At 71.1% G+C, this 11,439-nt stretch carries 9 protein-coding genes; 6 read left to right on the top strand and 3 right to left on the bottom strand.

The features are described from left to right. Positions 1–61 precede the first annotated feature (61 nt). On the bottom strand, positions 62–1,003 hold the full coding sequence (locus ACFY2Z_RS08060; protein WP_390743528.1) for a hypothetical protein: 942 nt from the start codon (positions 1,001–1,003) through the stop codon (positions 62–64). Between the two features lie 299 nt (positions 1,004–1,302). Between ACFY2Z_RS08060 and ACFY2Z_RS08055 the strand changes: the two genes are divergently transcribed. The 4 genes from ACFY2Z_RS08055 to ACFY2Z_RS08040 all read left to right on the top strand — a co-directional run bounded on the left by ACFY2Z_RS08055 (position 1,303) and on the right by ACFY2Z_RS08040 (position 5,949). Further along, the gene (locus ACFY2Z_RS08055; protein ID WP_390743326.1) at positions 1,303–3,126 is read left to right on the top strand and encodes an ABC transporter transmembrane domain-containing protein; all 1,824 of its coding nucleotides are present in this window, start codon (positions 1,303–1,305) and stop codon (positions 3,124–3,126) included. Beyond that, positions 3,123–4,904: an ABC transporter ATP-binding protein gene (locus ACFY2Z_RS08050; RefSeq protein WP_390743325.1), complete on the top strand. Its 1,782-nt coding sequence runs from the start codon at positions 3,123–3,125 to the stop codon at positions 4,902–4,904. Before ACFY2Z_RS08055 ends, ACFY2Z_RS08050 begins: the two co-directional genes overlap by 4 nt. 263 nt (positions 4,905–5,167) lie before the next feature. After that, positions 5,168–5,638: a DUF5709 domain-containing protein gene (locus ACFY2Z_RS08045; RefSeq protein ID WP_390743324.1), complete on the top strand. Its 471-nt coding sequence runs from the start codon at positions 5,168–5,170 to the stop codon at positions 5,636–5,638. Positions 5,639–5,673: 35 nt separating this feature from the next. After that, on the top strand, positions 5,674–5,949 hold the full coding sequence (locus tag ACFY2Z_RS08040; protein WP_390743323.1) for a type B 50S ribosomal protein L31: 276 nt from the start codon (positions 5,674–5,676) through the stop codon (positions 5,947–5,949). Between the two features lie 102 nt (positions 5,950–6,051). On the opposite strand, the gene ACFY2Z_RS08035 is transcribed toward ACFY2Z_RS08040, so the two are convergent. Further along, positions 6,052–6,846 (bottom strand): metal-dependent hydrolase, encoded by a 795-nt coding sequence (locus ACFY2Z_RS08035; protein WP_390743322.1) that lies wholly within the window; start codon positions 6,844–6,846, stop codon positions 6,052–6,054. A gap of 145 nt (positions 6,847–6,991) precedes the next feature. On the opposite strand from ACFY2Z_RS08035, the gene ACFY2Z_RS08030 reads away from it, so the two are divergent. Both ACFY2Z_RS08030 and ACFY2Z_RS08025 read left to right on the top strand, forming a co-directional pair. Next, the gene (locus tag ACFY2Z_RS08030; RefSeq protein WP_390743321.1) at positions 6,992–9,505 is read left to right on the top strand and encodes a DEAD/DEAH box helicase; all 2,514 of its coding nucleotides are present in this window, start codon (positions 6,992–6,994) and stop codon (positions 9,503–9,505) included. Positions 9,506–9,524: 19 nt separating this feature from the next. Beyond that, entirely contained in the window at positions 9,525–10,397 is an 873-nt protein-coding gene (locus ACFY2Z_RS08025; RefSeq protein WP_390743320.1) for an acyl-CoA thioesterase, read from the top strand. Positions 10,398–10,440: 43 nt separating this feature from the next. Here ACFY2Z_RS08025 and ACFY2Z_RS08020 read toward each other — a convergent pair whose 3' ends face one another. Then, complete coding sequence (locus ACFY2Z_RS08020) at positions 10,441–11,430, bottom strand: DUF6397 family protein (protein WP_390743319.1); 990 nt, start codon at positions 11,428–11,430, stop codon at positions 10,441–10,443. Between the last annotated feature and the right edge of the window lie 9 nt (positions 11,431–11,439).

The following is an 11,439-nucleotide window of genomic DNA, read 5'->3' as shown; positions in this document are numbered from 1 at the left end:
TTGAGGCCGCGGGGGGAGCGTGCATGGCGTCGCGAGGCAGGCGGGACTTTCGCCACACGGCCTAGGCCCTGAGGGTCTCCCTGTCGCCCATCACCACCACGGGGTACCAGTCCGGGTCGAGCGTCCGCAGCAGGTACTCCATCCCGGACTCGGGCAGGCTGACGCAGGCCGACGTACCGTCACCGTGGTCCACGTGCAGCCAGATGCCGCCGCCCTTCTCCATACCCAGCGGCCGGGTCGGGTCGTTCGGCGGAGTGCCCCTGAGCCTGTTGTAGTCGATGGCGATGACATAGTCGAAGTCATGGCGGTGGGCCTCGCCCCAGCCCTCAGGCACCCGGTAGGACTCACCCTGGTCGTACGGGAGCCTGGTGTCCGGGTCGTCGAGGACACCACCGGCGTCGCTGAGCGTGAACACCCCCACAGGCGTGCGCAGATCGTCCTCGTGGTGGTCCACCGTCCAGCCTCTTCTGCCGTTGTGTCCCCGCCACTGCCCGATCTCGCTCCAGGCGTCGTCATCGCCCTTCTCGTAGAGCACGATCGTGCAGTCCGGGGAGTCCTCGCCGTCGCCGTAGACCGCGAGGACCTGGCGCGATGCGTCAGGGATGAGCCGGCGCAGCCGGTCGCCGACGCCCGGGACGCGCTCCGGGTCGTTCGTGGGCGCGGAAGTCGGCGAGGACCTCGGATCCACCGGGTCCGGTGACGCCCCTCCGGGGGATTCCCTGTCGGGCGACGGCACGGCTTCCTCCGCGGATCCGGTGTCCGACGACGGTGCGCCTCCCCCTGCGGGTCCCGCACCCGCGGACGGCGCGGCTCCGCCGGCGGCTTCCGGGTCCGACGACGGCGCGCCTCCCCCGGCGAGCCCGGGAGCCGAGGGCGGCGCACCTTCGGCGGTACGCCGGGGGTGCGCCGTGAGCGTGGCGGTTCCCCTGGCGCCGTAGCCCGGGCCACCCCCCTTCACGCCATGGCCGCCCTCCCCCCAACCGCCGCACGCCGACAGGGACATCACCAGCACGCCACAGGCCGCCGCAACAGCTCGCGCACGCACTCCACCGTGCACCTCACCCGTACTCATACGACATATCGTCACATTGTCCTCTTAATAATGGGTTTCCCGTCTCCGCTTTTCACCCGCCTGCCGGAGGGGCCGGAACTCGCCTTCCGGACCGGAAAACCGTTTGCTTTCGCCCACCCTCCGACGCGACCCTGTCACGGCTTGTCACGGGCCCGCGCGGAGTGCGGGGACCCGTACCGGTCCGTGCACCGCACCCCCATCCATCCGCTGACACGAGCCACTGGGACGCCATGCAGATTCAAGACCTTCCGTATCCCGACCCGGGTGTGCCGGACGCCCGCTCGGGGCCCCGATTCCTGTGGTGGCTCGGCCGGAACCAACTGGGCGGGCAGCTCAAGGCCCTGGCCTGGGGGCTGCTGCACTTCCTCTCCGTCTCCGGACTGCCGTTCTGTCTCGGCCTCGCGGTTCAGGCCGTCGTCGAGCGCTCGGGCGTCCGGCTCGCTCTGACCGGAGGCCTGCTCCTGCTCTGCGGCGTCGGCGTCGCGCTGGGCGACACCATGCTGCACCGCGCCGCGGTCACCAACTGGATCACTGCGGCCGCACGCGTCCAGCAGCTCCTGGCCCGCCGGACGGCCCAGCTCGGCTCCGCCCTGACTCGACGCGTCGCGGCCGGTGAGGTCGTCGCCGTGTCCACCGGTGACGTCGAGAAGATCGGCTGGTTCGTGGAGGCTGTGTCCCGTTTCAGCGCGGCGGCGCTCACCGTCGTGGCGGTCTGCGTCGGGCTCCTCGTCTACCAGCCCGCGCTCGGTGTCGTCGTGGCCGTGGGCGTGCCGGTGCTGGCGCTCGCCGTGCTGCCGCTGCTGCCCCGTGCCACCCGGCGCGCCGACACTCAGCGTGAGAAGGCGGGCCGGGCCACCGAACTGGCCTCGGACACCGTCGCGGGACTCCGGGTGCTCAGGGGCATCGGCGGCGAGGAACTCTTCCTGGAGCGCTACCGCAGGGCCTCCCAGGAGGTCCGCACCGCTGCCGTGCGCAGCGCCAGGATGTGGTCGCTGATCTCGGCGATCCAGGTGCTGCTCCCGGGGCTGCTGATGATCGCGGTCGTCTGGCGCGGTGTGCACCTGGCACGGGAGGGCCGTATCGCCGTCGGTGAGCTGGTCACCGTGTACAGCGCCGTCATGCTGCTCACCTACCCGCTGCGGCACTTCGAGGAGATCGCGATGGCGTACTCCTTCTCCCGGCCGTCCGCCCGACGCGCGGCCCGGGTCCTGTCGCTGGAGCGGGCCACTGAATCCGGTGGTTCACGTGAGGCCGGTGTTCCGGACGGAGACCTGTACGACCCGCGGACCGGGCTGCTCGCACCCGCGGGGCGGCTGACCGCCGTGGTCTGCGGCGACCCGGACGCGGCGGGCGTGCTGGCCGAACGGCTGGGCGGGCACCCCGCCGAGCAACCGGGACAGGACGCCTCGGCGCTCCTGGGCGGCGTGCCGCTGGACGAGCTGCCGCTCGACTCGGCCCGCACCGCGGTCCTCGTCCAGGACAAGGACCCGGTGCTGCTCTCCGGCTCGCTGCGTGAACTGCTCGACGTACCGGCCTCGGGCTCGGTCGCCGCCCGGGACGCGCTCGCCGCCGCCCAGTGCGGTGATGTCCTGGACGCGCTCGTCCAGGGGTCACCGGGCACCGAGGACCCGATGGACGCGCGGATCACCGAGCGCGGCCGGTCGCTGTCCGGTGGCCAGCGCCAGCGACTCGCGCTGGCCCGGTCACTGATCACCGACCCGCCGGTGCTCGTCCTGGACGAGCCGACGTCGGCCGTCGACTCCCACACGGAGGCACGGATCGCCGCGGGCATCCGCAAGCTGCGGACGGGCCGCACGACGGTCGTGTTCACCTCCTCACCGCTGCTCCTGGACCACGCGGACCGGGTCGTGCTGGTGCACGAGGGCGAGGTCGCGGCGGTCGGTCTGCACCGGGACCTGGTGCACAGCGAGCCGCGGTACCGCGCGGTCGTGACCCGGGAGACCGACGCCGATACCGCCGCACTTGCCGAGCTGGAAGAACTCAACGACATGGATGAAATGAACACGCTGGAAGGGATCGAGGAGAGCGCATGATCGGCGTGGCGCCCCCGGCGTACGACCCGGCGGCCCCGACGGCGGCGACCACGCTGCCCGTCGGCGCCCCTGCGACCGTGCGCGCCTATGTGGCAGAACTGTTCCGCCGGCACCGCCGGGCCTTCCTGCTCCTGATCGCCGTCAACACGGTCTCCGTCGTCGCGTCGATGGCCGGCCCGTACCTGCTCGGCGGCCTCGTCGAGCGCCTGTCGGCCGGCACGCGGGAACTCCACCTCGAGCGCACCGCCGCGCTCTTCGTCGTCGCCCTGGTGATCCAGGCCGTGTTCGTACGGCTGGTACGACTGCACGGGGCCGTCATCGGCGAGCGGATGCTCGCCGATCTGCGGGAGGACTTCCTCGTACGGGCGGTGGGCCTCCCGCCGGGGGTCCTGGAACGCGCCGGGACCGGCGATCTGCTGTCCCGGATCACCACCGACATCGACCGGCTGGCCAACGCCATGCGCGAGGCCGTGCCACAACTGGCCATCGGCGTCGTCTGGGCGGTGCTGCTGCTCGGCGGTCTGACCGTCACGGCTCCCCCGCTCGCACCGGCCGTGCTCATCGCCGTGCCCCTGCTGGTGATCGGCTGCCGCTGGTATTTCCGGCGGGCTCCCTCCGCCTACCGCTCCGAGGCCGCCGGGTACGCCGCCGTGGCCGCCGTCCTCGCCGAGACCGTGGACGCCGGACGCACCGTGGAGGCCCACCGGCTCGGTGCCCGGCGCATCGAACTGTCGAACCGGCGGATCAAGGAGTGGACCGCCTGGGAGCGGTACACCCTGTGGCTGCGGTCGGTGCTCTTCCCGGTCATCAACATCACGCATGTGACGGTCCTGTGCTCGGTCCTGATGGTCGGCGGGGTGTTCGTCCTGCAGGGCTGGATCGGCATCGGCCAGCTGACGACGGGCGCGCTCATCGCGCAGATGCTCGTCGACCCGGTCGGCCTGATCCTTCGCTGGTACGACGAGCTGCAGGTCGCCCAGGTGTCGCTGGCCCGGCTGGTCGGCGTGCGCGACATCGAGCCGCAGGCGGGCGACCCTTCCGTGGCCCCCGACGGACACGACGTCGAGGCCGACGAGGTGCGCTTCGGATACCTGCCGGGAGTCGACGTGCTGCACCGTGTCTCCCTGAACGTCGCGCCCGGCACCCGGCTCGCCCTGGTCGGGCCCTCCGGGGCGGGCAAGTCCACGCTCGGCCGGCTGCTCGCCGGGATCTACGCGCCCCGGGACGGCCGGATCACCCTCGGCGGCGCCGAACTCTCCCGGATGCCGGCGGAACGGGTGCGCTCGCACGTGGCCCTCGTCAACCAGGAGCACCACGTCTTCGTGGGCTCCCTGCGCGACAACCTGCTGCTTGCTCGCACCGACGCCGTCGACGCCGAGCTGTGGGCCGCGCTGGGCGCGGTGGACGCGGACGGCTGGGCACGCGCCCTGGACCAGGGTCTGGACACCGAGGTGGGCTCCGGCGGTCTGGCTCTCACCCCCGCGCAGGCGCAGCAGATCGCGCTCGCCCGCCTGGTGCTCGCCGACCCGCACACCCTGGTCCTGGACGAGGCCACCTCTCTCCTGGACCCCCGGGCGGCCCGCCACCTGGAGCGCTCCCTGGCCCGTGTCCTGGACGGCCGCACGGTCGTCGCGATCGCCCACCGACTGCACACCGCCCATGACGCCGACGTGATCGCCGTCGTCGAGGAGGGGCAGATCAGCGAGCTGGGCAGCCACGACGATCTGGTCGCCGCGGACGGAGCGTACGCGGCCCTGTGGCGGTCCTGGCACGGCTGACGCCGTTCCACCGGCCCGTGAGAGGCGGGCCGGGTCCCCGGCGCGGCGGCCGGGAACCCGGCCCGCTCCAGCGCCCCGCACCTTCGTGTCACGCCTGCCGTTGCGCGGTGGGGAAGGGGGGTGAAAGGCTGGATCTCGGAAGCGGCAAGGGGGCGCGGCCGAACCGTCCGGTTCCGCACAGTGCCGTCCGCGCCCGGCAGTACCCCGTGTCCGCCGCCGACCTACGACGGCGTCCGGACCGTCCCACCACCTGGAGGTACCCCGTGGACAGCACCGACGGTTGGGGAGACGACGTCTACCAGCCCGACGGATCCGAGGTGCAGGACGACGCGGGGCTGCTCGACGCCGAGGACACTCTCGAGAACGACGGGGTGAACAACCCCCTCGAACGGGGCTGGTCGCCGCCGGAGCGGCCGTGGGCGGTGGACCACGTCGGCGTGACCGCGGCCGAGGGGCACTCCGGCGAAACGCTGGACCAGCGCCTCGCCGAGGAAGTCCCCGACATCACGGTCCCGGACGACGACGGCATCGGGGACTGGCTCGACGGCGAGGGCGAGCCCCTGGACAACGAGGTCGGCGGCTCTCGCTCCGGTCGGCTCGTCGCCCCCGACGAGGGGTCGCACGAGGACGAGGAGAGCGGACTGATCGCCACCGATGTCGGCATCGACGGCGCCGCGGCCTCGGCGGAGGAGGCGGCCGTGCACATCGTCGACGAGGACTTCCTGTCCGGCTGATCCCGCCGGTGCCCGCCCCCATGCGAGGAGCAGCCATGCAGCAGGACGAGCAGCCCGACTACCACCCCGTCGTCTTCCGCGACCGCTCCGCCGGATACGCCTTCCTCACCCGGTCCACCGCGGCCAGCGACCAGACCATCGAGTGGGACGACGGCGAGACCTACCCCGTCGTGGACGTGGAGATCTCCTCCGAGAGCCATCCCTTCTACACGGGCAAGGCCCGGACGGTGGACTCCGAGGGGCGCGTCGCTCGGTTCGAGCGTCGGTACGGCGCCCCGGAACGGACGGCCGACGAGGACACAGCGGGCTGAGTCGGCAGGCGGGGGACGCCGGTCCGCCGCCGCCCAGGCCCGCCGCCTGCCACGACAGGCCCCCGATGTCGGGGTCGGCAGCCCGCCGCGTCGAGAGCGGTCTCAGATGACGTTGAGCGCGGCTGCGCAGCCCACCCCGCCGAGCAGCATGAACACCGGCATCAGGACCTTCAGCTCGACCCAGCTGCCGGCCCGGAACCGCATCGCCTTCGGCGGGCCCACCGGGTACCAGCGCTTGCGGCCCAGGGGTATCGGCCAGAGGATCGGGCAGCCGGAGACCGTCAGCGCGTCCCCGATGTCGTGGACCAGGGCACCCAGGACGATGGGCAGGCCCAGCCACAGGTACTGCTGGCCCGGCGCGGTGAAGAGCCAGTCCGCACCGTTGCCCGGTTTGTCGAGTGTGCCCGCGAGGATCCAGGCGCTCGTCGCGGCCAGCAGCCACACCAGCACATCGCTGCTCGAACCACGTGCCGCCCGCCACAGCAGGCCCTCGATGGCCAGCACCATGTGCACGAAGAGGATGGCGAGCACCGCCCACCGGCCGCCGACGATCGCCGCGACCGAGCTGCCGGCACCGATGAGCACAGCCCACAGCCAGGTGTGGGTCAGCGTGCGGTGACCGCCGGATCGGCGCGGGTCGCCCGCTTTCCTGGTCGACTTGTACACGGCGTACGACAGTTTGTCGACGATCTCGCACAGCCAGCGCGAGACGGGGCCGAAGGACCGCGAGATGGTGGCCGCCTTGTGGTCCAGATCCGGAGCCAGCGCGGCACCCGCGCAGATCAGCGCGCCGACGAGCAGGACCGGCCAGGGCATGGGGTGCCCCGCTGCGGCGGCGGCCGCTCCCACCCCGAGCCAGGCCGCGGCCCCCGACAGTGAGTGTGCTGGTCCCATCATGGCCGCTTCCCGCCCCATTTCTCTTGTAGCGCTTTCCGGTTGTTCCCGTGCGCTGACATGTCATCGGCGCCACAGCGTAGCGTTCGTGATCTTCGCGAGGACATCCGATTCCCCCATCGGGTGTGAGTCCAGGCAAGATGGGGGCGTGACCCTCATCGATCAGCTCCCGCAGACCGCAGACCCCGACGCCCTCTACGAAGCCTTCGAGTCGTGGGCCGGGGAGCGCGGCCTCACCCTCTATCCGCACCAGGAGGAGGCGCTGATCGAGGTGGTCTCGGGGGCGAACGTGATCGTGTCGACCCCCACCGGCTCCGGTAAGAGCATGATCGCCGCAGGCGCTCACTTCGCGGCACTCGCCCGGGACGAGGTCACCTTCTACACCGCGCCGATCAAGGCACTCGTCTCGGAGAAGTTCTTCGAGCTGTGCAAGATCTTCGGTACCGAGAACGTCGGCATGCTCACCGGCGACGCCTCCGTCAATGCCGACGCCCCTGTGATCTGTTGCACAGCCGAGGTCCTGGCTTCGATCGCGCTGCGCGACGGCAAACAGGCCGACGTCGGCCAGGTCGTGATGGACGAGTTCCACTTCTACGCCGAGGGCGACCGCGGCTGGGCCTGGCAGATCCCCATCCTCGAACTGCCGCAGGCGCAGTTCATCCTGATGTCGGCGACGCTGGGCGACGTCTCGATGTTCGAGAAGGACCTCACCCGCCGTACCGGCCGGCCGACTGCGGTGGTCCGCTCGGCGACCCGTCCGGTGCCGCTCTCGTACGAGTACCGGCTCACCCCGCTCACCGACACGCTCACCGAACTTCTCCAGACCAAGCAGGCGCCGGTCTACATCGTCCACTTCACCCAGGCGCAGGCCGTGGAGCGGGCCCAGGCGCTGATGAGTATCAACATGTGCTCGCGCGAGGAGAAGGACGAGATCGCAGAACTGATCGGCAACTTCCGCTTCACCACCAAGTTCGGCCGCAACCTCTCCCGTTACGTGCGGCACGGCATCGGTGTGCATCACGCCGGCATGCTGCCCAAGTACCGCCGCCTGGTGGAGAAGCTGGCCCAGGCCGGTCTGCTGAAGGTCATCTGCGGCACGGACACCCTGGGGGTCGGCGTCAACGTCCCCATCAGGACTGTGCTGTTCACGGCGCTGACCAAGTACGACGGAAACCGTGTGCGCACCCTGCGCGCCCGTGAGTTCCACCAGATCGCGGGCCGCGCCGGGCGGGCAGGCTTCGACACGGCCGGGCTCGTCGTCGCCCAGGCGCCGGAGCACGTCATCGAGAACGAGAAGGCGCTCGCCAAGGCCGGCGACGACCCGAAGAAGCGCCGCAAGGTGGTGCGCAAGAAGGCACCGGAGGGCTTCGTCGGGTGGACGGAGAACACCTTCGAGAAGCTGATCGCCTCCGAGCCGGAGCCGCTCACGTCCCGCTTCCGGGTCACCCACACGATGCTGCTGTCGGTGATCGCCCGGCCGGGCAACGCCTTCGAGGCGATGCGTCATCTGCTGGAGGACAACCACGAGCCGCGCAAGCAGCAGCTGCGGCACATCCGGCGGGCGATCGCGATCTACCGCTCGCTGCTGGACGGCGGAATCGTCGAGAAGCTCGACGAGCCCGACGCCACCGGCCGAATCGTGCGCCTCACGGTCGATCTCCAGCAGGACTTCGCGCTCAACCAGCCGCTGTCGACCTTCGCGCTGGCCGCGTTCGAACTCCTCGACCCGGAGTCCCCTTCCTACGCGCTCGACATGGTCTCGGTGGTCGAGTCCACCCTGGACGACCCGCGGCAGATCCTGGTCGCCCAGCAGAACAAGGCACGCGGTGAGGCCGTGGCCGCGATGAAGGCGGACGGCGTCGAGTACGAGGAGCGCATGGAGCGGCTCCAGGACGTGACCCACCCCAAGCCCCTGGAGGAGCTGCTCTTCCACGCGTACAACACGTACCGCAAGAGCCACCCGTGGGTCGGTGACCATCCGCTGTCGCCGAAGTCGGTCATCCGCGACATGTACGAGCGGGCGCTGTCCTTCACGGAGTTCGTGTCCTTCTACGAGCTCGCCCGCACCGAGGGCATCGTGCTGCGCTATCTGGCCGGCGCCTACAAGGCCCTCGATCACACCGTCCCCGACGACCTGAAGTCGGAGGACCTGGAGGACCTGATCGCCTGGCTGGGCGAGATGGTGCGCCAGGTCGACTCCAGCCTGCTGGACGAGTGGGAGCAGTTGGCCAACCCGGAGGAGATGACGGCCGAGGAGGCCCAGGAGAAGGCCGACCAGGTCAAGCCGGTCACCGCGAACGCCCGCGCCTTCCGCGTCCTGGTACGCAACGCCATGTTCCGCCGTGTGGAGCTCGCCGCCCTCGACCGGATCGACGAACTCGGTGAGATGGACGCGGAGTCCGGCTGGGACGCCGATGCCTGGGGCGCGGCGATGGACAAGTACTGGGACGAGTACGAGGAACTCGGCACCGGCCCCGACGCCCGCGGCCCGAAGCTGCTGATCATCGAGGAGGAGCCGGCCCACGAGCTGTGGCGGGTCCGCCAGATCTTCGCCGACCCCAACGGCGATCACGACTGGGGCATCAGCGCCGAGATCGACCTTGCGGCCTCCGACGCGGAGGGCCGCGCCGTCGTACGGGTCACCGACGTCGGCCAGCTGTGAGCACAGGAGAAGCCCACTCATGACGAACCCAGCCGAGAGGCTCGTCGATCTGCTCGACCTGGAGCAGATCGAGGTCAACATCTTCCGCGGTCGCAGCCCGCAGGAGTCCCTGCAACGGGTCTTCGGCGGGCAGGTGGCCGGCCAGGCACTGGTCGCGGCCGGCCGCACGACGCACGGCGAATGGCCGGTGCACTCCCTGCACGCGTACTTCCTGCGGCCTGGCATCCCGGGCATGCCCATCGTGTACCAGGTCGAACGGATCCGCGACGGCAGGTCCTTCACGACCCGTCGCGTCACGGCCGTGCAGCGGGGCCGCACGATCTTCAATCTGACCGCCTCCTTCCACAAGCCTGAAGAGGGGAGCTTCGAGCACCAGTTGCCGCCGGCCCGCGAGGTCCCGGACCCGGAGTCACTGCCGACGGTGGCGGAGGAACTCAAGGAGCATCTGGGCGGGCTGCCCGAGACGCTGGAGCGGATGGCCCGGCGTCAGCCCTTCGACATCCGCTATGTGGACCGGCTGCGCTGGACCCCCGAGGAGGTCAAGGAGGCCGAGCCGCGCAGCGCCGTCTGGATGCGCGCCGTGGGTCCGCTGGGCGACGACCCTCTCGTACACACCTGTGCGCTGACCTACGCGAGCGACATGACGCTGCTGGACGCCGTCCGTATCCCCGTCGAACCTCTGTGGGGACCGCGCGGCTTCGACATGGCGTCGCTGGACCACGCCATGTGGTTCCATCGGCCGTTCCGCGCTGACGAGTGGTTCCTGTACGACCAGGAGTCCCCGATCGCGGTGGGTGGCCGTGGCCTGGCCCGGGGGCGCATCTACGACCGCCAGGGGCGCCTGCTCGTCTCGGTCGTCCAGGAGGGGCTGTTCCGCAGTCTCGAGCGGTGACGTCCTGGGCGAAACACGGCGCCCGGCCGTCCGGGCCGGGCGGTCAGGCGTCTCTGCGCCGCAGCCACCCGAGCATGCTTCGCGACCGCATGTGTTCCGGCCGCGTTGCCGAGGTCTGACCGAGTAGGGCGTCCTCGTGGACGCGCATCACCTCATCGCAGGCCGCGGGCGGGCGGCCAGGCATGGTGGGCTGTCGGTCCGGTGGTCCCGGCGCCGGCCTCGGAGCAGGCCGGTACCGGCGGGCCTCGACCAGCGTCTGTGCCAGCTCGGCCCGGAGCCAGTCGATCTCGTCGCAGTCCTGCGCCGTCATGATCCGTGTCGCGATCGAGGCTGCTGGCGACTCGGGCGCCGGATGCCCCGGCCGCGCGGGTCGGAGGCGGTCCAGATGGGCGCGCTCGTAGGGATCCCGGACGATCTCCACCGTCTGGACCGGGTCCAGCAAGGACGCCACGACGGCGGCCTTCGCCCATGGGTCTTCCGCCTGGCGCAGTTCGAATCCCAGGTGGCGTCCGCGCCAGTTGCGGGGCCGCAGATCCACGCCCGTCTCCAGTTGGCCGCGCAGCCCCTCCGGTGTCCTGCCGGTCAGCAGCCGGGCGCTCTCCGGTTGGGAGGCGAACTGCCGTACCTCGTCGGCGAGATACAGCCAGACCACGGCCCGGTAGCGGTTCACGTACCAGTTCACCGGGACCACCAGGCCGAGGCGGGCGAACCGGGTGAACCTGCCCGGGGTCACTCCCATCAGGGCCGCGCCGTCCCTGGTGCCCACGGTCTCGACCCGGCCCCGCAGCACTTCGGGGAATCCGTCCTCCGCACGCACACGGTCGATCTCCGCGCGGGTGACGCGGCGGCCCCCTCCTCCCTCGTCCGGAACGGTCCGTACGCGACCGAGCCGGACGGCGAGGTCGAACTCGCCCCGCTTGAGGTCCAGTTCCTGGGCGGCACGGCTCAGCGCCAGTGACGACCGGCGGGAGGTGCGGCCTGCGGCGGTGGCGGCAGCCTCGGCGCGCGTGGGCGTGATCGTGTGTCCGGACATGGCGGTCTC

The organism is Streptomyces sp. NPDC001222, from assembly GCF_042896945.1.
Classification (GTDB): domain Bacteria; phylum Actinomycetota; class Actinomycetes; order Streptomycetales; family Streptomycetaceae; genus Streptomyces; species Streptomyces gibsoniae.
The sequence above is the reverse complement of the archived record's forward strand: the minus strand, read 5'-3'. Positions and strand labels throughout refer to the sequence as shown.